This is a genomic window from Labrys sp. WJW (assembly GCF_001676615.1).
Lineage (GTDB): Bacteria > Pseudomonadota > Alphaproteobacteria > Rhizobiales > Labraceae > Labrys > Labrys sedimenti.
This window is the reverse complement of record NZ_LYXZ01000014.1, coordinates 140,338-164,122: the sequence shown is the minus strand read 5'-3', so window position 1 is coordinate 164,122 and position 23,785 is coordinate 140,338. Positions and strand designations below refer to the sequence as shown.

Here is a 23,785-nt window from a genome sequence, read left to right as displayed (position 1 = left end):
CTACCAGTAATATTCGAGAGACTGCGCCCAGTTCGATTGCGGATAATCGCGTTTCAATTTCTGGAACCAAGCCTTTCGCTGGGCGACGGGCACCACGCTGTCGTCGCAGCCATTCTTGCTCGTCGGCGCGAAGCACCAGATGGCACGATAGAGGGAATAAGCCTTCTGATTGGATGTCGCCCCCGCTGAGCCGGCAATGGAGCGATATGCTTCGAGCCGCGAGAATTTCCGGCCGGGAAACTGTATCCCCTTGCCGCCGAGCTCATCCTTGGCCGGCGGTGCGTCGAGGAAATCATGGTCGAGGCCGTTGAGGCGGATGAACTCGCCCAGGCACAGGCGCCCCCCGATGTTGCGCGGATTGGCAGCCAGCGTCGCAACGCTGCTCTTGAGGTCCGGGCAGGTGAAATCCGACGCCGTTTGCGGTTTGGCGAACACATCCGCGGAGGGCGGGGGGTCGCCTTCGGCATCATCGGCATCCGCTTGGACCTTGGCATCGGCGGGGACCAAAGCCAAATCCTCCGGAAAGGCCTTGTAGGCACCGCGGGTCAGGTCGCGATAGAGAAGCACGTACAGGGCGGTCGCACGCTCGGCCGGCGAGGTGGCGGTATCCTTTGCCTGGCGACGCAGCAATTCGGGGCCGGCGCTGTAGCGCAGCAAGGTTCGCCGGATGGTCTGGTTGCTGACTGGCGAGGCCGGCTCGAAGAGCCGTTCGGGCTTGCCCGCCCGCTCGTCATGCATGGCCAGGGCGAGCTCGATGACGACACGCTGGCTGGTTGGGCTCGCTCCGCCGACGAGATCGAGCCAAAAACCGCGGGCATTGCGGTCCTTCACGGCATCCAGTGCCGCACCGCGCAGCACCTGCCGGCTGAATTCGAGATTGGTGTAGCTATTCTGGCGTGCCCGGTCCGCAATCAGGTCCAACACGGCACGCGGCTGGCGGGCGACATGGAACTGATAGGAAGCCACGAGATAGTCGAACAGGTCCTTCTTGCCCGCGAAGAATTCGCGCTGCCCGTTCAGCTCATTCAGGGTCAGGGCCTTGCTGCAGCAGGCCTCGCCGCTGAGGGCGCCATCCTTGCGCATGCGGACCAAGTCCAGGATCGCCAGCAGCACGGGGGAACGCACCTGCTCCGCCCCCAGCAGGGGCAGCAGCTTGATGTCCAGTTCCTGGGCGAGATCGGCATCGGAAATGCCCCGCTCGCTCGCCTTCTGCCCCAAGAGCCGCTCATAGTCGGCGAGCAGCTTGGCATTGGCCCCGCTGATCCAATAGACGCGGCGCAGCAGTCCGCGCGCAGAAGCGGCATAGCGCCCGTTCGGATAGGCGGCCAGATAGTCCTGCAGGGCCTTTTCCGCTTCGGTTGCCTTGCCGGCATCCCGCTGCGGGACATCCTTGAGGTTGCCATATTCGTCAAAGGCACCGGCCTGCAGATGGTTCACCTCGACGCGGCCCAGGAGATAGCGCCCGCTCTCCCGCAGCCAAGGCTGGGCAGAGCCGCTCAAGGCTGAAAAATGCTGGGTGGCGGCGCTGAAGTCGCCGGCATAGAAGGCCGCTGCCCCCATGAGATAGGCGGCAAAGTCCTTGGCCAAAGGCGACTGCGCATGCTCGGCTGCGGCCACAACGGCCTGCTGGCCGGCATTGGCTCCGGTGCAATCCGGCCGCAGGCCCTGCCGGGCGGCGATGAGTTCGTCCTTTTCACCCGCCGTCACGCCCTGCTCTGCCTTGAGGGCCTCCACGAAATCGGCTGCACCGGCATCGTTGCTGCGGCAGCGCGAACCCTCGCCCGCGGCATAGAGCCCATTGCCGCCGATCGAAGCGGACGGGTACAGCGTGCTTCGGAAGGTCGCCCAATCACTTGGCGCCGCCAGTGCCTTGCTGGCGCCATCCCCATTCGGCCGGGTTGGTGCGAGCGGCGCATCGCCCTGCTCGCCCAGCAGGAGCAGCAGATTGGCCCGCGTATCGTTGCCGGGCTGCAGGACGGCGAGATTGCTGCAACCATTCGATTCGGTTCCCGCGATCGCCCAGCTCGGCTCGCAGCCCCCATCGGAACTGGCTCGAACCGCCCCCGAGCTCAAAACGGCGAAGATCAGAACGATCAACCAGATGCCTCGCCGAGCCATATGGCTGTACTCCTCTTCCCATGCCGCTTGCAGCACCAGTCAATCACAGCCTCCCGCTCGGGGGCAAGCAACCGGTACCGGACACCGGCAATTCCGGGCGTGGAGGCTACGCAAAACAAGAGGCGCCGCAGTTACCCACGGCACCTCAGCGGCCGTCTTCGGCGCCATGTATCGTCCCGCTATGCTTGTTGATCTCGCTGCGCTCGCGCGTCCTGGCATTGAACGGCAGGGCCTGACGAAATGCGAGGAGCAGGAAGGCCAGCAAGGCCACGATGTTCAACAGCCCCAGCAACATATCTCCCATGAAGCACGCCCTCCTGGCGACTTCTCGAGCATACCATAACCCGAAATGAAAACGGCGCCCCGGTTTCCCGGAGCGCCGTCTTCAATTCAATTCGAGCGTATGGCTCAGATCAGGCTGGCGAAATGCACCGCCGTGTCGGCCATGCGGTTCGAGAAGCCCCACTCATTGTCGTACCAGGTCAGGATGCGCACGAACTTCTCGTCGATGACCTTGGTCTGGTCGAGCGCGAAGATCGAGGAAGCCGGGTTGTGGTTGAAGTCGCGGCTCACCAGCGGTTCGTCGGTATAGGCCAGCACGCCCTTGAGCGGGCCGCGCTTGGAAGCCTTGATGATGGCCTCGTTGACCTTCTCGACGCTGGTCTTCTTCTTGGTGTTGATCTTGAGATCGACCACCGAGACGTTCGGCGTGGGCACGCGGACCGAGGTGCCGTCGAGACGGCCCTTGAGCTCGGGCATCACTAGGCCGACGGCCTTGGCAGCACCGGTCGAGGTCGGGATCATCGACAGCGCCGCGGCGCGGGCGCGGTAGAGATCCTTGTGCATCTGGTCCAGCGAAGGCTGGTCGTTGGTGTAGGAATGGATCGTGGTCATGAAACCGCGCTCGATGCCGAAGGCATCGTGCAGCACCTTGGCCACCGGCGTCAGGCAGTTGGTGGTGCAGGAGGCGTTGGAGATGACCAGGTGATCCCTAGTCAGGTCCTGGTGATTGACGCCATAGACCACGGTGAGGTCGGCGCCGTCGCAGGGCGCGGAGACGATCACGCGCTTGGCGCCGGCCTTGAGATGGGCGGCCGCCTTGTCGCGGGACGTGAAGATGCCGGTGCATTCCATCGCGATGTCGATGTTCAGCTCCTTGTGGGGAAGCTGGGCCGGATCCTTGATGGCCGTGACCTTGATCTTCTTGCCCTGCACGACGATGGAATCGCCCTCGACCTTCACCTCGGCGGGGAAGATGCCATGGATCGAATCGTAGCGAAGCAGATGGGCGTTGGTCTCCACCGGCCCGAGGTCGTTGATGGCGACGATCTCGATATCCTTGCGCTTGCCTTCGACGATGGCGCGCAGGATGTTGCGGCCGATGCGGCCGAAGCCGTTGATGGCGACACGAACTGTCATCCGATATTTCCTTTCTCTGCCTTCAGCTAGAGCATTTTCCGGAAAAGCCGATCGACTTCTCGATTAGGAAAACGCGTCAAAACAAAGAGTTAGAGCAGAACGCACTTGTGCGCGCCCCGCCCGTTTACAGCTCATGCTCAGCCGTTGTGGCGGCGCAGGGCGGTTTCGGCCACGGCTTCCGCCGTGATGCCGAAATGGTTGTACAGGTCCTTGATCGGCCCGGAAGCACCGAAGCCGGTCATGCCGACGAAGCCGCCATCGGGACCGATCACGGCATCCCAGCCGAAACGGACGGCCGCTTCCACCGCGACCTTCACCGGCGTGTCGCCGATGATCTTGGCCTTGACCTCTTCCGGCTGCGCCAGCAGCAATTCCAGCGAAGGCACCGAGACCACCCGGGTCGGCACGCCGCGCTGGTTGAGGATGGCGCGGGCGTTCATGGCGATCTCGACCTCGGAACCCGAAGCGAACAGCGTCACCGCGGCCTTGCCGCCGCCTGAGCCGGCCAGTTCATAAGCACCCTGGGCGCACAGATTGGCGGTGGTGGCTTCCCGCAGCAGCGGCAGGTTCTGGCGGGTCAGCGCCAGGATGGTCGGGCCATTGGTACGCTCGAGGGCGAGCTGCCAGCATTCGGCGGTCTCGATCGCATCGCAGGGGCGGAACACGCGCATGTTCGGAATCGCGCGGCACGCCGCCAGATGCTCGACCGGCTGGTGGGTCGGGCCATCCTCGCCGAGGCCGATCGAGTCATGGGTCATGACATAGACCGGGCAGGTGCCCATCAGCGCCGCCAGGCGGATGGCTGGGCGGGCATAGTCGGTGAAGACGAAGAAGGTGCCGCCGGCCGGCACGAAGCCGCCATGCAGATAGATGCCGTTCATCGCGGCGGCCATGCCGTGCTCGCGGATGCCCCAATGGATGTAGCGGCCCTTGAAGTCCTTCGGCGTGATCTCGACCAGGCCCTTGGCCTTGGTGTTGTTGGAGGGCGTCAGGTCGGCCGAGCCGAGCACCAGTTCCGGCATGACCTCGACGATGACGTTGAGGGCGGCTTCGGACGACTTACGGGTCGCCATCGCGGTGGGGTTGGCGGCAAGCGCCTTCTTGTGGGCAAGGATGGCCTTGCCGAGCTTGGCGGGGCGCACGTGATCCATGCGGCGAGTGAACTCGGCCTGCTTGCGCTCGGACAGGGTCGCGAAGCGTTCCTCCCAGCCCTTGCGGTCTGCGGCGCCACGCGAGCCGGCCTCGCGCCAGGCCTTGAGCACGTCGGCGGGCACCTCGAAAGGCGCACCGGTGATGCCGAGATTTTCCTTGGAGAGCTTGGCTTCTTCCGGCCCCAGCGGTTCGCCATGGGCCTTGGAGGTGCCGGCGCGGTGGGGCGAACCGAAGCCGATGGTGGTCTTGCAGGCGATCAGCGTCGGCTTGTTCGACTTCTGGGCGGCAGCGATGGCGGCAGCGATGGCATCCTGGTCATGGCCGTCGACATTCACGGCGCGCCAGCCGGCGGACTGGAAGCGCTTGATCTGGTCGACCGAGTCCGAAAGCGTCAGCGGGCCGTCGATGGAGATACCGTTGTGGTCCCACAAGACGATCATCTTGTTGAGCTTGTAGTGGCCGGCGAGCGCGATCGCCTCCTGGCTGACGCCTTCCATCAGATCGCCGTCGGAGGCAATCACATAGGTGTAGTGGTCGACCACCTTCTTGCCGAACTGGGCGGCCAGCATCTTCTCGGCGAAGGCGAAGCCGACGGCGGTGGAGATGCCCTGGCCGAGCGGGCCGGTGGTGGTCTCGACGCCGACGGTGTGGAAGTTTTCCGGATGGCCAGGGGTCTTGTGGCCGAGCTGGCGGAAATGCTTGAGCTCCTCGACCGTCATGCCGGGGACGCCGGTCAGATAGAGCAGCGAGTAGAGCAGCATCGAGCCGTGGCCAGCCGACAGGATGAAGCGATCGCGGTCGGCCCAATGGGGATTGGCGGCATCGAACTTCAGGAAACGCGTGAACAGGACGGTGGCGACATCGGCCATGCCCATGGGCATGCCGGGATGGCCGGACTTGGCGGCCTCAACCCCATCAATCGCCAAGCCACGGATGGCGTTGGCCAGGCGGTTCTGCATTTCGGTGAGTGCCATGGAGTGTTTCCTGATGAAATTCGCCGGAATTTGGCAAAAAGAGCGGTGGGTTCTTAGCACCTCATCCCCGACTGTCAATGATCCCAGGGCTTGTGCCCGAAATTCGCGCAACCAATAGTGGGGCGATCGAAAGCAGGAGGTATCATCAGGGGAAGGCCAGCGGCTTTCACTTGGCCATGGGGCGAAACCGCGATACTTTGATATTTAAGCAAAAACGCGGAGCGGCCCTGTCATGATTCGATGGAATGCCGCCATAGGGAAAGAGTGAGTAAGCCCTTGTCTGTGGATGCAGCCTTGCAACGATTGAATATGGCCCTGGCCCAGCTCGAGGAGGCCGCCGACCATCGCGCGGAACTCGACCGCACCATCGGCGGACATCGCATCGAAGTGCAGGCACTCTCGGAGGATCGCAACCGGCTGGCCCTGGAACTCGACGCAAGCTATGCACGGTTCGCTGCTATGGAAACCGCCAATCGCGACGTATCGCGACGCCTCGACCAGGCGATGGATTCCATCCGCTACGTGCTTGAGCCCCAGGACAGCTAGCATGGCGCATGTATCCGTCACCATCGCGGGCCGCGCCTATCGCATGGCGTGTGACGAGGGTCAGGAGGAACACCTCCTCGGCCTCGGTCGTCAGCTCGATGCCAAGATCGACGCCCTGCGTTCCTCTTTCGGCGAGATCGGCGACATGCGCCTTGCCGTGATGGCGGGCATCATGGTCGCAGACGAACTGTCGGAAATGCAGCGACGAGCGGCCTCCCTGCAGCATGATCTCGACGAATTGCGCCAGACCCGCGACAATGCGCTGCAGCGCGAGCAGCAGACCCAGATGCGGGTGACGCAGGCACTGACCGACGCCGCCAGCCGGGTCGAGAAGCTGATCGATTCCCTGTCGAAGACCGGCGTCTAGCGCTTCCCGTATTTTCCGGATCCGCAGGAGTCTGAATCGCAGGAGAATGCCTGCGATTCCGGCAGGTCCGCGCTCCCAGCAATATTTTCATCGACCTCTGGCGCTCGCACCGTCTCGCCCTTATTATCTCTTTGCGGTGCTGCCTGGTTCGTCAGGACAACTGTATCCCCGGGGCCATACGACTCCCAAGGGAGCTGTCACTGTTCTCGCTCGAGGGCTTGGACATTACGGCGCCCACCTACATCAGTAGGCGCCCGGGATCGAACCGTCCAACGGCCGAGGTGGCCCGCTCCCTCCTCTTTTCAAGCGTGTAATGGCCTCCACCGATCACAAGACCCAGTTGCGCCACAAGGCAATGGCGGCGCGCTCAGAGATCCGCGGTCATCAGCGCCAGGCCGCAACGGCGAGAGCCGCCCATCACGCCTTCAGTCGCCTGAAATACACCAGCGGCATCGTCGGCCTCTACCAGGCTTTTCGCGACGAGATCCATCCGGACGAGATCGCCGAACGCCTGCACCATACGGGCCGCAGGCTCGCCCTGCCGACCACACCTCGCTATGGCCACCCCCTCACCTTCCGGGCCTGGGCGCCAGGCGACCCCCTGGTGGTCGGTCGCCACAACATTCCCGAGCCTGCGCCCGAGGCAGAAGAAGTCCACCCCCAGGTGCTGCTGGTGCCCCCGGTCGCCTTCGACCGTCGCGGCTACCGCATCGGCTATGGCGCGGGCTTCTACGACCGCACCATTCCGCAATTGCGGGCGATTCACCCCGTCTTCACCCTCGGCTATGCCTTCGCCTGCCAGGAAGTCGCGTTCCTGCCGTCCGAGCACCATGACGTGCCGCTCGATGCCATCGCCACCGAAAACGAAATCATCACTGTGACGGGGCGTTAGCATGCGCATCCTTTTTCTCGGCGACATCGTCGGCCGCACCGGCCGCAATGCGGTGATCGAACGCCTGCCGGGCCTGCGCGAAGCCTGGAAGCTCGATGCGGTCATCATCAATGGCGAGAACGCCGCGGGCGGCTTCGGCCTGACCGAGGCGATCTTCGACGAAGTGGTCTCTGCGGGCGCCGACGTGGTGACACTCGGCAACCATTCCTTCGACCAGCGCGAAGCCCTCGTCTTCATCGAGCGGGCGCCGCGGCTGATCCGTCCGGCCAATTATCCCAAGGGTACGCCGGGGCGCGGCGCCACGCTGGTGGACCTAAAGAACGGCACCCGCCTGCTGGTCATCCAGGTGATGGGCCGGGTCTATATGGATGCGCTCGACGATCCCTTCGCAGCCCTCGAGCGCGAGCTCGCGGCCTGCCCCCTCGGTCTCGGCGCCGACGCCGTGGTGGTGGACGTGCACGCCGAAGCCACCAGCGAGAAGCAGGCGCTCGGGCATTTCGCCGACGGCCGCGCCAGCCTGGTAATCGGCACCCATACCCATGTGCCGACGGCGGATCATCAGATCCTCAGCCACGGCACGGCCTATATGTCGGATGCCGGCATGTGCGGCGACTATGACAGCGTGCTCGGCATGGACAAGGAAGAGCCGGTGCGCCGCTTCATCCAGAAGACGCCGGGCCTGCGCTTCGAGCCGGCGACCGGCGAGGCGACCCTGTCGGGCCTGGCGGTGGAAACCGACGACCGTACGGGCCTGGCTGTGAAGATCGCCCCGGTGAGAATCGGCGGGAAGCTGTCGCAGGCCGAGCCGGCGTTTTGGGACGTCTAGCACTCCGGGAACCACGAGTGTCTCGCCTGCCGTCTCGGGATTTGCCTCTCGGTATGGATTTTTCTCGCCGCCGCTTCTATAAGCCGCGCCACAATTCATTGAGCTCGCGCTTCGCTGAGCCCCAGATCGACACAAGGCAGGACACATGGCCGGTCATTCCCAGTTCGCCAACATCATGCACCGCAAGGGCAAGCAGGATGCCAAGCGTTCCAAGCTCTTCTCCAAGCTCGCCCGTGAAATCACGGTGGCGGCCAAGCTCGGCCTGCCCGATCCCAACATGAATGCGCGCCTGCGCGCAGCCATTCTCGCCGCCCGCGCCGAGAACATGCCCAAGGACAATATCGACCGCGCCATCAAGAAGGCCGCCGGCGCCGATGGCGAGAACTATGACGAGATCCGCTACGAAGGCTATGGCCCAGGCGGGGTCGCCCTAATCGTCGAGGCGCTCACCGACAATCGCAACCGTACCGCCTCCGACGTGCGCTCCTATTTCGCCAAGGCCGGCGGCAATCTGGCCGAGACGGGCGCGGTGTCCTTCATGTTCGACCGTGTCGGCGTGGTCGAGTATGACGCGGACAAGGGCTCGCCGGATGCCATGCTGGAAGCGGCGCTGGAGGCCGGCGCCGATGACTGCGCCTCCTCCGAGGATGGTCATGAATTCATCTGCGCCGCCGAGAACCTTGCCGAAGTCACCAAGGCTCTGGAGACCCAGCTCGGCGAAGCCCGCAAATCCAGCCTGGTCTGGCGCCCGCAGAACACGATCGCCGTCGACGACGAAACCGGCGAGAAGCTGATGCGTCTGGTCGACAATCTCGACGACCATGACGACGTTCAGCACGTCTATGCCAATTTCGAGCTGTCCGACGCGCTGATGGCGAAGCTGGCGGAGTAAATCGGAGCGCGGACATCTCAGCGACATGCTCGCATGTCGCGATGTCCGCTCTTGGAAGCCCGACCTTTTTTCGAAGAAAGAGCGGACAGGATGTCCGCGCTCCGATCATGTCACAGACCCCCATCCGCATCCTCGGCGTCGATCCAGGCCTGCGCCGCACCGGCTGGGGCGTGATCGAGGTGCTGGCCAACCGGCTCTCCTTCGTCGCCTGCGGCACGGTGTTTTCCGACGACAATGAGGAACTCGCCCACCGCCTGCTCGAGCTGCATACGGGCCTCACCGAGGTGGTGACTCGTTTCGAGCCGGACGAGGCGGCGGTGGAGAAGACCTTCGTCAACAAGGATGCCACGGCAACCCTCAAGCTCGGCCAAGCCCGCGGCATCGCCATGCTGGTGCCGGCCCAGGCCGGCCTCGCCGTCAACGAATATGCGCCGAACCTGGTGAAGAAGACCGTGGTGGGCTCCGGCCATGCCGACAAGAAGCAGATCCGCCTGATGATCAAGGTGCTACTGCCCAAGGCCGACCCGAAGTCGGATGACGCGGCCGACGCCCTCGCCGTCGCCATCACCCATGCCCATCACCGCACCAGCCACAATCTGGCAGCGATCCTGAAGCGGTCCTCCTGAGACGCTGGCTCTCGCAGATGCCCGTGCTCCCAGTAAATAGCGCTTGCCACCCGGGTTTACCGCCCCTAGAACAAACCGTGAATTTATCCGAGGATTCGCCATGACCCAGGCTCGCCGTGCCGCCGCCTTCTCCGAACTGCACCAGCGCTCCGAACTTTTCCTCATCCCCAACGCCTGGGATGCCGGGTCCGCCAAGCTTCTGGATTCGCTTGGCTTTTCTGCCATCGCCACCACCAGTGCCGGCCTTGCCTTCACGGTGGGGCGCAAGGATGGCCAGATGTCGCGCGAGGAAACTCTCGCCAATGCCAGGGCCATCGTGGAAGCCACCAGCCTGCCTGCGAGCGCCGATCTCGAAAATGGTTTCGGCGACGCTCCCGAGGACTGCCAACGCACCATTCTCGCCGGCATCGAGGTGGGGCTTGCCGGCGGCTCGATCGAGGACGCGACCGGCCGGCCCGACCAGCCGATCTATGAATTCGGCCATGCCGTCGACCGCGTACGCGCCGCGGCAGAGACGGCACGCGCCGGGGGTTTCGTGCTCACCGCCCGTGCCGAGAACTTCCTGCACGGCATCGCCGACCTCGACGATACCATCCGCCGCCTGCAGGCCTTCCAGGAAGCGGGAGCGGAGGTGCTCTATGCGCCGGCCCTGACCCGTCTCGACCAGATTTCCAGCGTACTGAGCTCGATCGACAGGCCGCTCAACGTCCTGTTCACCGTGGGCGGGCAGGATTTCACTGTCGCCGATCTCGCCAAGCTCGGCGTGCGCCGCGTCAGTGTCGGCGGCTCCTTCACCCGCGCAGCCTTCGGCGCCCTGAAGCGGGCTGCCCTCGAACTGCGCGACCAGGGCACCTTCGGCTTTGCCAAGGACGCCATGTCCTATGCAGAACTCAGCGCCCTGTTCGGCAAGGGCGCCTGAGACACGTGAAGCGGGCGCACGAATCAATCGAAACCGCTAGATATGGCCCGATGAGGGTCCCATGATCGGCAAATTGCGCGGCATCGTTGACAGCTATGGCGAGGATTGGGTGATCCTCGACGTGCAGGGCGTGGGCTACATCGTTTATTGTTCCAGCCGCACGCTCGGCACCCTGCCCTCTCCGGGCGAGGCGACCATGCTCGCCATCGAAACCCATGTGCGCGAGGACCAGATCCGCCTGTTCGGTTTCTCCAGCGACAACGAGCGTGACTGGTTCCGCCTGCTGCAGACCGTGCAGGGCATCGGCACCAAAGTGGCGCTCGCCATCCTGTCGACACTCAAGCCCGCCGATCTCGCCTCCGCCATCGCCCTGGGCGACAAGGGGGCGGTGGCACGCTCGCCCGGCGTCGGCCCGAAGGTCGCCCAGCGCATCGTCACCGAGCTCAAGGACAAGGTGCCGAGCTTCGGCCATGTTCCTGCCGACGTCATCAGCCTGCAGGCCGATATCGGCGAGCAGCGCGCCGCCGGTCCTGTCAGCGATGCGGTGTCGGCCCTGGTCAATCTCGGCTATGCCCAGACCCAGGCCTCGGCGGCCGTCGCCGCCGCTCTGCGGGACGCGGGTGAAGGCGCCGAGACGGCCAAGCTCATCCGCCTTGGCCTGAAGGAATTGTCGCGATGAAGCCCACGCGCAAGAGCGCCGGCGGCGAGGCGCCCAAATCCGCCCGCCTCCTGAGCGGCGATTCGCGTGACGAGGATGCGACCGATTCCAAGCTGCGCCCGCAGGACCTCGGCGAATTCGTCGGCCAGGCCAAGGCCCGCGAGAATCTGTCGATCTTCATCGAGGCCGCCCGCAAGCGCGGCGATGCCCTCGACCATGTGCTGTTCGTCGGGCCGCCGGGCCTCGGCAAGACCACCTTGGCCCAGATCGTCTCGCGCGAACTCGGCGTCAATTTCCGCGCAACTTCCGGGCCGGTAATTGCCAAGGCCGGCGATCTTGCCGCTTTGCTTACCAATCTGGAAGAGCGAGACGTCCTGTTCATCGACGAGATCCATCGCCTCAATCCGGCCGTGGAGGAAATCCTCTACCCAGCCATGGAGGATTTCCAGCTCGATCTCATCATCGGCGAGGGACCGGCGGCGCGATCGGTGCGTATCGATCTCGCCAAATTCACGCTGGTGGGCGCCACCACCAGGGCCGGCCTGCTAACCACGCCGCTGCGCGACCGCTTCGGAATTCCCATCCGCCTGCAGTTCTACACGGTGGAGGAGCTTGAGCTGATCGTGAAGCGCGGCGGCCGGGTGATGGGCACGCCGATCGCCGAGGACGGCGCCAACGAGATCGCCCGCCGGGCCCGCGGCACGCCGCGCATTGCCGGGCGCCTGCTGCGACGCGTGCGCGACTTCGCTTCGGTGCTCGGCGCCGAAACCATCACCAGAGCCATCGCCGACAAGGCCTTGAGTGCATTGGAAGTCGACCAGGCCGGGCTCGACGCCATGGATAATCGCTATCTCAACCTGGTGGCGTTGAGCTTCGGCGGCGGCCCGGTGGGTATCGAGACGATCGCCGCCGCACTGTCGGAGCCGCGCGATGCCATCGAGGACATCATCGAGCCCTATCTGATCCAGCAGGGCTTCCTGCAGCGCACCCCGCGCGGCCGGGTGATGACGCCGCACGCCTATCGCCATCTCGGCCTGGCAGTGCCAAGCTCGACACCGCCGCAGATGCCGCTGTTCGGCGACGAGGATTGACGCAGCTCTTGGAAAACAAGAGGCGGACGAGACGTCCGCGGTCCCAGCATGGACGTTGCCGTTGCAAACCTCGCAAGGTTCGTGTGACCAACGCCTCGGCTGGGACCGCGGACATCCTGTCCGCCTCAAAACACGCAGGATCAGGCGGGCCGGAAGGCCCGCCCTCGACTCAGGAATTGCCGCCGTTCAGCACGGTGACGGCGCGGCGGTTCTGCGACCAGCAGGAGATGTCGTTGCAGGTCGCCACCGGGCGCTCCTTGCCGTAGGAGATGGTGCGCATGCGGCCACCCGAAATGCCCTGCGCCATCAGATAGTCGCGCACCGACTGGGCGCGGCGCTGGCCGAGGGCGAAGTTGTAGTCACGCGTGCCGCGCTCGTCGGCATGGCCTTCGATGGTGACGGAGTAACGCGGATAGGCCTTCAGCCACTGGGCCTGCTTGTTCAGCGTCTGCTGCCCTTCGGGGGTGATGTCGGACTGGTCGACGAGGAACAGCACGCGATCGCCGACATTCACGACGAAGTCCTGCTGGCTGCCGGGCGATGCAGCACCGCCCGCGCCATAGCCACCACCACCGGCGCCGCCGGGACCACCGAGGCCGTCGCCAGCACCAGACTTACTCTTACAGGCCGCCAGTGCGAGCACACAGGTCAGTGCAGCGGCAAAGCGCAGTGCAGGGACCGCGCGCAGGGACGTCATCATTCCGGTTACTCCTCCGGTCGTCAGAATTGGTAAATCAGCCATAGCGAAAGCTGGTTAATCGAACGTTCTGGAAACACGGCCCGCGGCGATTTCTTGGCGGTCGCGCAGCCATCGCGCCCTACCGCAAGAGCCAAACTGCCACTATGGTTAACCAAGTGCTGATCAATTCCGGCACAATGGTGGCCCCGGCTGGGCTCAAGCGAGGCGCACCGTCATTCCCGGCGACTGTCGCATTCATGTCACACATCCTCGACATGTGAATTGCGACATAATACTTTTACTCTATGCATTTTATAGATTGACAAGGTTGATTGATTTAGTGGAGATTTGGTCAAGCTTCTCTCGACTGGAAACCGAACCCATGACGATCAAAACGCTTCGCCTGGCGCGACTGAGGGACACGCTCGGCGTCCTCCTGGTCCTCGGCCTCGTGCTCTGGCTGATTTTCGGCGCGCTCGCAGGGGCTCGCGCCGCCGAATTGCTGAATGTCTCCTACGACCCGACGCGCGAGCTCTACAAGGAGGTCAACGCCGCCTTCATCGCCGACTGGAAGGCCAAGGCCGGCGAAGACCTCACCATCAAGCAATCGCATGGCGGTTCGGGCAAGCAGGCGCGCTCGGTGATCGACGGCCTCGAGGCCGATGTGGTGACCCTCGCACTGTCCGGCGACATCGACGCCATCGCCACGGCAACCAAGAAGCTGCCCGACAATTGGCAGTCGCGCCTGCCGCACAATTCCTCGCCCTACACCTCGACCATCGTCTTCGTGGTGCGCAAGGGCAATCCCAAGGGCGTCAAGGACTGGGACGACCTGGTCAAGCCCGGCATCGCCGTGATCACGCCCAATCCCAAGACCAGCGGCGGCGCGCGCTGGAACTATCTGGCCGCCTGGAGCTATGCCTTCGACAAGAATGGCGGCGACGAGGCCAAGGCCCGCGACTTCGTGGCCGCCCTCTATCGCAACGTGCCCGTGCTCGACTCGGGCGCCCGCGGCTCCACCGTCACCTTCGCCCAGCGCGACACCGGTGACGTGCTGATCGCCTGGGAGAACGAAGCCTTCCTGACGCTGCAGGAGTTCGGCGCCGACAAATACGAGATCGTCTCGCCCTCCTCCTCCATCCTGGCTGAACCGCCGGTCGCCATCGTCGATGCCAATGTCGACGCCAAGGGCACCCGCAAGCAGGCCGAGGCCTATCTCAACTTCCTCTACACCCCGGCTGCCCAGAAGATCATCGCCCACAACTTCTATCGGCCGATCGATGAAAAGGCCGCCGATCCGGCTGATCTCGCCCGCTTTCCCAAGCTCAAGCTGGTGACGATCGATGACGCCCGCTTCGGGGGCTGGAAGACCGCCCAGCCCAAGCATTTCGGCGATGGCGGGGTCTTCGACCAGATCTACAAGCCGCAATGAGGCGACCGACCGAAAAAGCGAAACGGGCCTGCGGGCCCGTTTCTTTTTGGGAAAGCCCCGCAGAACGATCCCTGTCCTGCTCAGCCGTTCAGTCGGTGTTCTCAGCCAGCACAGTTCGCATATAACACATTATTATTGTGGATTTTATCACATTTAACACATTGACAATGTCGATTGATTTAGTGGATATATAAAGAAGTTGTAAATTCTCCTTTCCCACTTCCAGGTTGTGAAATGACCGGCATGACGAGCCTCACCCGCCTTCGCGACACCCTTACCGTGCTGCTGGCCCTCGGCTTCGTGCTGTGGATGACCTTCGGCGCACCTTCGCGCGCCCACGCTACCGAGCTCCTCAATGTCTCCTATGACGCCACGCGCGAGCTCTACAAGGAGATCAACAAGGCGTTCGCAGCGGATTGGAAGGCCAAGACAGGCGAGGACCTCACCATCAAACAGTCCCATGCCGGTTCCGGCAAGCAGGCGCGCGCCGTCATCGACGGGCTCGACGCCGACGTGGTGACGCTCGCGCTGTCCAACGACATCGACTCCATCGCCAAGGCGACCAAGAAGATCCCGGAGAACTGGCAGTCCCGCCTGCCGCGCAATTCCACGCCCTATGCCTCCACCATCGTCTTCGTGGTGCGCAAGGGCAATCCCAAGGGCATCAAGGACTGGGGCGACCTCGTGCGCCCCGACGTTGCCGTGATCACCGGCAACCCCAAGACCGGCGGCGGCACGCGCTGGAACTATCTGGCCGCCTGGGGCTACGCCTGGGACAAGACGGGCGGCGACGAGGACAAGACGCGCGACTTCGTGGCGGCCCTCTATCGCAATGTGCCGGTGCTCGACTCGGCCGCCCGCGGCGCCACCATCACCTTCGCGCAGCGCGAGGTCGGCGATGTGATGATCGCCTGGGAGAACGAAGCCTTCCTCACGCTGAAGGAATTCGGCGAGGACAAGCTCGAGGTCGTGGTGCCCTCGATCTCGATCCTGGCCGAGCCGCCCGTGAGCATCGTCGATGCCAATGTCGACGCCAAGGGCACCCGCAAGCAGGCCGAAGCCTATCTCAACTTCCTCTACACCCCGGCCGCCCAGAAGATCATCGCCCACAATGGCTATCGCGCGAGCGACGAGGCAGCCGCCGATCCAGTCGATCTCGCCCGTTTCGCCAAGTTGAAGCTGTTCACCATTTCCGAGCCGCAATTCGGCGGCTGGGCCAAGGTCCAGGCCAAGCATTTCGCCGATGGCGGCATCTTCGACCAGATCTACAAGCCGAAGGGGTAAAGGCACGTCATCCCGGACGCGATGCGGCACGCAGTGACGCTTCGCGGAGCCGGGACCGAGCTCCGAATAGAGCGCCTTTCTCGTTTTACGGTCCCGTGTCTGCGACGCAGCATCTCATGCTGCATCGCGCACGGGATGACATTCCACCCAGGAACCGCCCATGGCTCTTGCCGCCACCTTGCGAGCCCCCTTCGTCAAACCGACCGCCCTGCCGGGCTTCGGACTGACGCTCGGCTACACGATCTTCTATCTCAGCCTGATCGTGCTGATCCCCCTCGCCGCGCTGTTGCAGAAGGCGGCCGTGCTCGGCCCTTCCGGCATCCTGGCGATCGCGGCTGAGGGACAGGTTGCCGCGGCCCTGAGGGTCACCTTCGGCATTTCTCTCGTTGCCGCCCTGGTCAATGTCGTCTTCGGCGTCATCGTCGCCTGGGTGCTGGTGCGATATGACTTCCCAGGCAAGCGCCTGGTCGACGCCGCCGTGGACCTGCCTTTTGCCCTGCCGACAGCCGTGGCGGGCCTGGCCCTGTCGAGCCTTTATGCCACCAATGGCTGGATCGGCCAGTTCTTCGCCCTTGCCGGCATCAAGGTCGCCTTCACCACCAAGGGTATCTTCGTCGCCCTGGTCTTCATCGGCCTGCCCTTCGTGGTGCGTACGCTTCAGCCCGTGCTGGCCGAGATCGACAAGGAGATTGAGGAAGCCTCCGCAACGCTCGGCGCCACGCGCTTCCAGACTGTGACGCGCGTGCTGCTGCCCCCGCTCCTGCCCGCCGTGCTGACCGGCTTTGCCCTCGCTTTCGCCCGTGCGGTCGGCGAATACGGTTCGGTGATCTTCATCGCCGGCAACATTCCCTATGTTTCCGAGATCGTGCCGAGCCTGATCTTCCAGAAGCTCGAGCAGAACAAATATGCCGATGCCGCCGCCATCGCCATCATCATGCTGGCAATCTCCTTCGCCATGCTGCTGGCGATCAACCTGATCCAGGCCTGGAGCCGCAGGAGGATGGGCGATGCCTAATTCGACCTCCGAACTGGCGATCGAGCTCTATCGCGAACCGCCCGTCAGCCGCGAGCATGCGGTCACCACCGAGACATCCTGGGTTCGCCGCATCCTGATCGGCATCGCCCTGGTCTTCCTCGCCGCCTTCCTGGTGCTGCCGCTGATCGAGGTGTTCTACCAGGCCTTCCGGAGCGGGGCTGCCGCCTATTTCGAGTCCTTCGAGGATCCGGATACCCAGACCGCCGTCTGGATGACCCTGATCGTCGCCCTGATCGCGGTGCCGCTCAACATCGTCTTCGGCGTGATCGCGGCCTGGGCCGTGGCCAAGTTCGACTTCAAGGGCAAGAGCCTGCTCATCACCCTGATCGACCTGCCCTTCTCGGTCTCTCCCGTGGTGGCGGGCCTCGTCTTCGTGCTGCTATTTGGCGCCCAGGGCCTGCTCGGCCCCTGGCTCAGCGCCCATCGCATCCACATCATCTTCGCCCTGCCCGGTATCGTGCTCGCCACCATCTTCGTGACCTTCCCCTTCGTGGCCCGCGAGCTCATTCCGCTGATGCAGGCCCAGGGCAAGGCGGACGAGGAAGCGGCGCTGACGCTGGGCGCCTCGCCGCTCAAAATGTTCTGGACCGTGACCGTGCCCAACATCCGCTGGGGCCTGCTCTATGGCGTGCTCCTGTGCAATGCCAGGGCCATGGGCGAGTTCGGCGCAGTCTCGGTGGTGTCGGGCCACGTCATCGGCGGCACCAACACCATGCCGCTGCACATCCAGATCCTGTATGAAGGCGGAGGCTCGGCCGCGATCGCCGCCTTTGCCGTCGCCTCGCTGCTGGCGATGCTCGCATTGGTGACCCTGGTGGCCAAGACGCTGCTCGAATGGCGCTATGGCGACGAACTCGCCCACGGCGCCAAACATTGAGGCCGGGATGACCAAGATCACTCCCTCTCCTTTGTCATTGCCGGGTTTGGCTCGGCAATCCAGCCGCTGGCGCGGACGCCGTGCAAACTGGATGCCTCGCCCAAGCCCTGGCATGACGAAACCGCCACTGTTTCTCCCCGAACTAACCCCGCCTTGAGGATAGATCCATGGACATCCGCGTTACGGGCCTGACCAAGAGCTACGGCGTCTCGCCGGCCCTGCACGGCATTGATCTCAATATCAAGTCGGGCGAGCTCCTCGGCCTGCTCGGTCCTTCCGGATCGGGCAAGACCACGCTGCTGCGCATCATCGCCGGGCTGGAGCGCCCGACCACCGGCACCGTCTTTTTCGGCGCCGACGACACCGCCGGCCTGACGGTGCAGGAACGCCGGGTCGGCTTCGTGTTCCAGCACTACGCGCTGTTCCGCCACATGACGGTGGCCGACAATGTCGCCTACGGCTTGAGGGTGCGTCCGCGTGCCAAGCGGCCCGCCGAAGCGGAAATCGTCAGGCGCGTGGCCGAACTCCTCGATCTGGTGCAGCTCGGCGCCTTCGGCCAGCGTTACCCGTCCCAGCTTTCCGGCGGCCAGCGCCAGCGCGTCGCCCTCGCCCGCGCCCTCGCCGTCGAGCCCAAGGTGCTGTTGCTGGACGAGCCCTTCGGCGCCCTCGATGCCAAGGTCCGCAAGGATCTGCGCAGCTGGCTGCGCACCATCCATGACAAGACCGGCCACACCACCATCTTCGTCACCCATGACCAGGACGAGGCATTGGAACTGTCGGACCGCATCGCCGTGCTCGAGAAGGGCCGCATCGACCAGCTCGGCGTGCCCGACGAGATCTACGACCATCCGGCCACACCCTTCATCTTCGGCTTCATCGGCGAGTCCAGCCGCGTGCCGGTGGCAATCTCACAGGGACGCATCCTGCTCGACGGCACCGCCCTGCCCTTCAATGCCGACGGCCTGCCGGACGGGCCGGCCAGCCTGTTCGTACGCCCGCACGACGTCACGCCGGTCGACCCGGGCGCTTCGGCGCTCAACGGGCTGATCGTGGCGCAGCGCCGCGTCGGCGCCACCCGCCGCCTTGAGGTCGCCCTGGGTACGCAGGGCACGGTGGTGGAAGTCGACACGCCGAGCCTGCGCAGCAGCGAGAACAACAAGCCGGTCGGCCTCAAACTGCTCAACGCCGCCGTTTTCGCCGCCAATGGCGAGGCCCGCTATTTCCGCGGCGCCGCCACCGAGCCGGTGGTCGTCCGACCGAGTGCCTTCCAGCGCGTCTGATCCTGCCGATGCAGCGGAACCGCTGCCTCTCCAGGACCCTCGGCCCTACGGCGCGTGCATAGCAGGTCTGCACCGGCCCGCGTAGCCGTGGGGGAGGCTTCCGCCCCTCGCAAGGATGCGTTAACGCTGTGCGGCGTTTCAAGGCAGCGGTCCCGGCGCCGGTCCATGAGGCAACGCCGTCTTTCCTGGTCAGGTGGTCATCAACTTGCTTTCGCGCTTCCGCCCCGACAATTTCATGCTGATGCTCCTGGGCGTCGTGGCGTTGGCGAGCTTCCTGCCCATCTCAGGACGGCCGGCCGAGATATTCGCAGCCCTGGCCAATGGTGCGATTGCCCTGCTCTTTTTCCTGCACGGCGCCAGGCTTTCGCGCGACACGGTGATCGCGGGCCTGTCGCATTGGCGTTTGCACCTGATCATCCTGCTCGCGACCTATGCCCTCTTTCCGGTGCTGGCGCTCGTCCTCGATTATGGCCTGGTGTCGATGCTGACGCCGACGCTCGCCAGCGGCATTCTCTTTCTCGCCATCCTGCCCTCGACGGTGCAGTCCTCGATCGCCTTCACCTCGATAGCGGGCGGCAATGTCCCGGCCGCCGTGTGCGCAGCGTCGGGCTCCAACATTCTCGGCATCTTCATCACGCCGCTGCTGGCCGGCCTGCTCTTCGCCTCGCGCGGCGTGGGCTTTTCGGGCTCGGTGCTGATCACCATCGTCACCCAGCTCCTGCTGCCCTTCGTGCTCGGCCAGGTGCTGCAGCCCTGGATCGGCGGCTTCGTGCGCCGGCACCGCTTCGTGCTTGGATTCGTCGACCGCGGCTCGATCCTGATGGTGGTGTATCTGGCCTTTTCCGAGGCCGTCACGGGTGGGTTGTGGCGGCAATTCTCGGCCACGGCCCTGCTCACCATGGTGTTCGTCGATGCTGCCCTGCTCGCTTTGGTACTCCTGATCACCACCTATGGCAGCCGCCGCCTGGGCTTTTCCAAGGAGGACGAGATCACCATCGTGTTCTGCGGCTCCAAGAAGAGCCTGGCCACCGGCGTGCCGATGGCCACCGTGATCTTCGCCGGCCAGAATATCGGGGCGATCGTGCTGCCGCTGATGCTGTTCCACCAGATCCAGCTGATGACCTGCGCCATCCTGGCCCAGCGCTATGCGCGCCGCCTGAAGGCCCTCGCGGCGAGCAAGGAAGAAGACCCGACCGAGGATTGGCCCGAAATCGAGCCTGGCGCTCAGGAAGCGTCATCCCGGGCCAAATAAAAACCCCTCCCCGGCATTGAAACCGGAGAGGGGAACTTTCGCTTGCACGGGCCGGGTTGCCCGCGCCTCGGGAGCCTGCCTCTTGCGTCAGGCCTGTTTGGACAGGGAAGCGGACCAAGCCGGGTCGGAGGCAAAGCCCTGCGTCGGCACGCGCTGCTCGGGCGTGCCGAAGATCGAGGCCTGCCAGAGCTGCGGCCCCTGGCCGAGATCGCGGAACCACATCAGATAGAGGCCGTTCGGCGCCCAGGTCGGGCCTTCATTGTGGAAGCCCTCGGTGATCATGCGCTCGCCCGAACCGTCGGGATTCATGATGCCGATGCCGAACTGCCCCCCCTTCTGGCGGGTGAAGGCGATCAGGTCGGAGCGGGGCGACCAGACCGGCGTGGAGTAGCGGGCACCGCCCTCGCCGGAGGTGATGCGCTGCTGGTTTGAGCCGTCGGCACCCATGATGTAGATCTGCTGGGTGCCGCCGCGATCGGACTCGAACACGATACGGCCGCCATCCGGCGAATAGGAAGGCGAGGTATCGATCGCGCTGCCATTGGTGAGCTGCGTCGCCTGTTTCGTCTGCAGGTTCAGCAGCTGGATGGTCGAGGAACCGTTTTTCTCCAGGCTCATGATGACCTTGCGCCCGTCCGGCGAAAAGCGCGGCGAGAAGGTCATGCCGGGGAAGTTGCCGACAACCTGGCGCTGGCCGGTCTGGACATTGGTCAGGAAGACGCGCGGATCGGCATCAGCGAAGGAAAGATAGGTCAGTTCCTGCGTGGTCGGCGAGAAGCGGGGCGTCAACACCAGATCGGTGCCGCGGCTGAGATAGACGGTGTTGGCACCGTCCTGGTCCATCACAGCGAGGCGCTTCACCCGCTTGTCCTTGGACCCGGATTCGGAGATGAAGGCAATGCGCGTGTCGAAGGGACCGGGTTCGCCTGTTACCGCCTTGAACACGGCGTCGGCAGCGACATGGCCCAGTCTCCGCCAGCTGTTGGCCGGTGCGGAGAACTGCTGGCCGGCAATCTGCTTACCCTGCGCGACATCCCAGACCCGAACCTGGATGCCGAGGCCGCCGCCTGCGGGCACCACTTGGCCTGCGACGACCACCTGTGCGTTGAGCGTCTGCCAGCTACCGAAATTCGGCGTGGCATTGGGGCCGACCTGTTCGACGAAGGCCTTGGAATCGATCGGCTGGAACAGGCCGGAGCGGCTGAGATCGTTGCTGATGATGCCGGAAAGATCGCGCCCACTGCCGCTGATGCCCATGACGGCAACCGAGACGGGCTGGATACCGCCCTGACCTCGGCCCCTAAGTTCCAGGATGGGAGCAGCCGACTGCGCCCAGGCCGGCACGGTCGCGAGGCCTGCGAGCGCAGAAATCGCCCCAGCGCTGGCCTGCATAAATCCGCGTCGATTCAGATTCATTCGCATGTGTCTCTCGTCACGTTCGGCCATGTTGCCCGGAAGATCAGAAGCCGCCGGGTTCATGGGTGTAGTTGAATTCTTTCCATGCCGCGTAGGTCTGCGGATTGAACGGCAGGGGGTTATCGGCGGTGATACAGCGCTTGATCGCCCGGATCAGGGCATTGCCGGTCGCGGCATCACTCGAATTAACCAAGCTCGGGGCAGCAGCGAGGGTACCGTCGGAGTTCATCGACAGCTTGACCTTGGCAAAGGCCGAGCCTGCATTCACGCCGAAGTTCGGCGGCATGCAACGCGTTACCTGCTTCTCGACCATCCGCCCCATCGCAGCCTGTTCGCTCAGGCTGAGCCTGGGCGCATTGGCATCCTGTCTGCCGGTCGTCCCAGTCTGGTTGACATTGTCGCGGGTGTTGCCAGCCCGTCCGGAGGGCTTGCTCGGTGTCGTGGCGGGACCATTGCTTGCCACCTGCTGGCCTTCCTTGGCCTTGCGCTTGGCCAGGATGCCATCGATACCGTCGAGCTGCTTGGCATTCTTGGCCGCTGCCGCCTGCTTGGCCGCTTCGGCCTTCTTGTCGGCAATGGCTTTGTCGATGGCAGCCTGGCGCTCGGCGTCAGCCTTGGCCTTGGCGTCCGCCAGTTGCTTCTGCTTCTCGGCCTCGGCCTTCTTCGCAGCCTCGGCTTCGGCGAGCTTGCGCTGCTTGTCGGCTTCCGCCTTCTTGGCTGCCTCGGCCTCGGCAATCTTGCGCTGCTTGTCGGCTTCGGCCTTCTTCGCAGCCTCAGCCTCGGCAACCTTGCGCTGCTTGTCGGCTTCCGCCTTTTTGGCCGCCTCAGCCGCCTCGGCGAGCTTCTGCTGGCGCTCGGCCTCCGCCGCTTCCTTGGCCGCAGCCTCGGCCTTGGCGGCAAGCTCGGCACGAGCCTCGGCCTGCGCCTTGGCAGCGGCATCGGCGGCAGCCTTGGCTTGGGCCGCCTTCGCAACGGCGTCCGCCTTGGCCTGCGCGGCCTTCGCTGCGGCAGCGGCCTTGGCCTGCTCCTGCGCCTTGGCAGCCGCCTCGGCAGCGGCAGCAGCCTGCGCCAGCTTGGCGAGGGCCTGCGTGTCCGGTTTCGGATCGGGCTTGGGCGTCGGCGAGGGCGGCGGGGCGTCGTCGGAAGTGTCGGCGACTTCGGCATCCGGCACGTCACGCGAAGGCGGCGTCGGCGGAGCCTGCACCTGCTGCGGCGCTTCCTGCCCGCCGCCACCACTGGCCGACGGTGTCGGATCGCCCTTCATGATCTGGTCGTATTGTTCCGGCGTGACCATGTCCACCGGGACGGCCGGGGCCGAGTCGAGCGGCTTGGCGGCCGGAAACGCGAACAGCAACGCTCCCAGCAAAACTACATGCACCGCCGCCGAAACGGGAAGTCCATAATCACGCATCGTACTCAAACCGGCCTTTCAAACCCCAATCCCGACGTCATCGCCTGCTCGATATTCCGCGACGTCGCCAAGTTACCCCGTCTGCGTGCCGCCCGCCTGTCAGCGCGAGCATCAGCCGAAACGAGGGAAGTGCGAGCATTCCCGTTTCTAGCTCTGCGGCTGGGTCACCAGCGCTGCCTTCTTGAACCCGGCGCCGGTGATGTCGCTCATCACCTTGGCGATCTGATCCCAGCTCGCCTTGCCGTCGCCCTTGACGAAGATACGCTCTTCCGCACCAGCCCCGTTCTCCGTCATCGCCTTGAGGCGACCGAGCAGATCAGGCTCCGGCTTGTCGCTGTCGTTCAGATAGGACTGGCCGTCAGCCTTGATGGAGACGGTGATCGGGCGCTTGTCCACCGAGATGGCCTTCGCCTGGGTCTGCGGCAGATCGATATCGACGCCCTGGGTCAGCAGCGGTGCGGCGACCATGAAGATGATGAGCAGCACCAGCATGACGTCGATGAACGGCGTCATGTTGATATCGGCGATCGGCGCCTTGTGACGGCGCCGGCGGCGCGTCCCGCCGCCCGAGCCGCCGGATCCTGTCGCAACACTTCCACCCATGATGCTTTCCTTGAATGAAGGACCGGAACGAGGCG

23 protein-coding genes and 1 other RNA gene are annotated in these 23,785 nt (G+C 64.6%); 16 read left to right on the top strand and 8 right to left on the bottom strand.

Features of this window, described 5'->3' with window-relative positions:
* The 4 genes from BA190_RS09895 to tkt all read right to left on the bottom strand — a co-directional run bounded on the left by BA190_RS09895 (position 1) and on the right by tkt (position 5,663).
* On the bottom strand, positions 1-2,118 hold the full coding sequence (locus BA190_RS09895; protein ID WP_068285699.1) for a tol-pal system YbgF family protein: 2,118 nt from the start codon (positions 2,116-2,118) through the stop codon (positions 1-3).
* Positions 2,119-2,263: 145 nt separating this feature from the next.
* Complete coding sequence (locus BA190_RS35855) at positions 2,264-2,422, bottom strand: hypothetical protein (RefSeq protein WP_156771451.1); 159 nt, start codon at positions 2,420-2,422, stop codon at positions 2,264-2,266.
* Positions 2,423-2,526: 104 nt separating this feature from the next.
* Entirely contained in the window at positions 2,527-3,537 is a 1,011-nt protein-coding gene (gene gap, locus BA190_RS09890; RefSeq protein ID WP_068285697.1) for a type I glyceraldehyde-3-phosphate dehydrogenase, read from the bottom strand.
* Positions 3,538-3,674: 137 nt separating this feature from the next.
* Positions 3,675-5,663 (bottom strand): transketolase, encoded by a 1,989-nt coding sequence (gene tkt, locus BA190_RS09885; protein WP_068285695.1) that lies wholly within the window; start codon positions 5,661-5,663, stop codon positions 3,675-3,677.
* Between the two features lie 294 nt (positions 5,664-5,957).
* On the opposite strand from tkt, the gene BA190_RS09880 reads away from it, so the two are divergent.
* From BA190_RS09880 to ruvB, 10 genes are all read left to right on the top strand, one after another.
* Positions 5,958-6,209, top strand: coding sequence for a DUF4164 family protein (locus BA190_RS09880; protein ID WP_371260309.1), 252 nt, complete (start codon positions 5,958-5,960; stop codon positions 6,207-6,209).
* Between the two features lies 1 nt (position 6,210).
* Positions 6,211-6,576, top strand: coding sequence for a cell division protein ZapA (locus tag BA190_RS09875; RefSeq protein ID WP_068285691.1), 366 nt, complete (start codon positions 6,211-6,213; stop codon positions 6,574-6,576).
* A gap of 133 nt (positions 6,577-6,709) precedes the next feature.
* Positions 6,710-6,867: non-coding RNA, 6S RNA (gene ssrS, locus BA190_RS09870), on the top strand.
* A 22-nt stretch (positions 6,868-6,889) separates the two neighbouring features.
* A complete protein-coding gene (locus BA190_RS09865; RefSeq protein ID WP_068285689.1) occupies positions 6,890-7,468 on the top strand; it encodes a 5-formyltetrahydrofolate cyclo-ligase in 579 nt (192 codons plus the stop codon).
* Between the two features lies 1 nt (position 7,469).
* Complete coding sequence (locus tag BA190_RS09860) at positions 7,470-8,294, top strand: TIGR00282 family metallophosphoesterase (protein WP_068285687.1); 825 nt, start codon at positions 7,470-7,472, stop codon at positions 8,292-8,294.
* Positions 8,295-8,439: 145 nt separating this feature from the next.
* Positions 8,440-9,186, top strand: a complete 747-nt coding sequence (locus tag BA190_RS09855; RefSeq protein WP_068285685.1) for a YebC/PmpR family DNA-binding transcriptional regulator — start codon at positions 8,440-8,442, stop codon at positions 9,184-9,186.
* A gap of 107 nt (positions 9,187-9,293) precedes the next feature.
* Complete coding sequence (ruvC, locus tag BA190_RS09850; RefSeq protein WP_068285683.1) at positions 9,294-9,812, top strand: crossover junction endodeoxyribonuclease RuvC; 519 nt, start codon at positions 9,294-9,296, stop codon at positions 9,810-9,812.
* A gap of 100 nt (positions 9,813-9,912) precedes the next feature.
* On the top strand, positions 9,913-10,731 hold the full coding sequence (locus tag BA190_RS09845) for an oxaloacetate decarboxylase (protein WP_068285681.1): 819 nt from the start codon (positions 9,913-9,915) through the stop codon (positions 10,729-10,731).
* 61 nt (positions 10,732-10,792) lie between these two features.
* Positions 10,793-11,410 (top strand): Holliday junction branch migration protein RuvA, encoded by a 618-nt coding sequence (ruvA, locus tag BA190_RS09840; protein WP_068285680.1) that lies wholly within the window; start codon positions 10,793-10,795, stop codon positions 11,408-11,410.
* Positions 11,407-12,480, top strand: a complete 1,074-nt coding sequence (gene ruvB / locus BA190_RS09835) for a Holliday junction branch migration DNA helicase RuvB (RefSeq protein WP_068285677.1) — start codon at positions 11,407-11,409, stop codon at positions 12,478-12,480. Before ruvA ends, ruvB begins: the two co-directional genes overlap by 4 nt.
* 169 nt (positions 12,481-12,649) lie before the next feature.
* Here ruvB and pal read toward each other — a convergent pair whose 3' ends face one another.
* Positions 12,650-13,180, bottom strand: a complete 531-nt coding sequence (pal, locus tag BA190_RS09830) for a peptidoglycan-associated lipoprotein Pal (RefSeq protein ID WP_068285675.1) — start codon at positions 13,178-13,180, stop codon at positions 12,650-12,652.
* A gap of 361 nt (positions 13,181-13,541) precedes the next feature.
* Between pal and BA190_RS09825 the strand changes: the two genes are divergently transcribed.
* From BA190_RS09825 to BA190_RS09800, 6 genes are all read left to right on the top strand, one after another.
* Positions 13,542-14,591: a sulfate ABC transporter substrate-binding protein gene (locus tag BA190_RS09825; protein WP_156771450.1), complete on the top strand. Its 1,050-nt coding sequence runs from the start codon at positions 13,542-13,544 to the stop codon at positions 14,589-14,591.
* A 243-nt stretch (positions 14,592-14,834) separates the two neighbouring features.
* Positions 14,835-15,875: a sulfate ABC transporter substrate-binding protein gene (locus BA190_RS09820; RefSeq protein WP_068285673.1), complete on the top strand. Its 1,041-nt coding sequence runs from the start codon at positions 14,835-14,837 to the stop codon at positions 15,873-15,875.
* A gap of 160 nt (positions 15,876-16,035) precedes the next feature.
* Positions 16,036-16,890 (top strand): sulfate ABC transporter permease subunit CysT, encoded by an 855-nt coding sequence (gene cysT, locus BA190_RS09815; protein ID WP_068285671.1) that lies wholly within the window; start codon positions 16,036-16,038, stop codon positions 16,888-16,890.
* Entirely contained in the window at positions 16,883-17,788 is a 906-nt protein-coding gene (cysW, locus tag BA190_RS09810) for a sulfate ABC transporter permease subunit CysW (protein WP_068285669.1), read from the top strand. Before cysT ends, cysW begins: the two co-directional genes overlap by 8 nt.
* 167 nt (positions 17,789-17,955) lie before the next feature.
* Positions 17,956-19,068, top strand: coding sequence for a sulfate/molybdate ABC transporter ATP-binding protein (locus BA190_RS09805; protein WP_068285668.1), 1,113 nt, complete (start codon positions 17,956-17,958; stop codon positions 19,066-19,068).
* Between the two features lie 235 nt (positions 19,069-19,303).
* Positions 19,304-20,320, top strand: coding sequence for a bile acid:sodium symporter family protein (locus BA190_RS09800; protein WP_082979628.1), 1,017 nt, complete (start codon positions 19,304-19,306; stop codon positions 20,318-20,320).
* Between the two features lie 87 nt (positions 20,321-20,407).
* On the opposite strand, the gene tolB is transcribed toward BA190_RS09800, so the two are convergent.
* The 3 genes from tolB to BA190_RS09785 form a co-directional block, all read right to left on the bottom strand.
* Entirely contained in the window at positions 20,408-21,712 is a 1,305-nt protein-coding gene (tolB, locus tag BA190_RS09795; RefSeq protein ID WP_245314653.1) for a Tol-Pal system beta propeller repeat protein TolB, read from the bottom strand.
* A gap of 67 nt (positions 21,713-21,779) precedes the next feature.
* Positions 21,780-23,147 carry a cell envelope integrity protein TolA gene (tolA, locus tag BA190_RS09790; protein WP_068285663.1) on the bottom strand — a complete coding sequence of 456 codons (1,368 nt, stop codon included), beginning with the start codon at positions 23,145-23,147 and terminating at the stop codon, positions 21,780-21,782.
* A 147-nt stretch (positions 23,148-23,294) separates the two neighbouring features.
* Complete coding sequence (locus BA190_RS09785; RefSeq protein WP_068285661.1) at positions 23,295-23,750, bottom strand: ExbD/TolR family protein; 456 nt, start codon at positions 23,748-23,750, stop codon at positions 23,295-23,297.
* Positions 23,751-23,785: the final 35 nt, after the last annotated feature.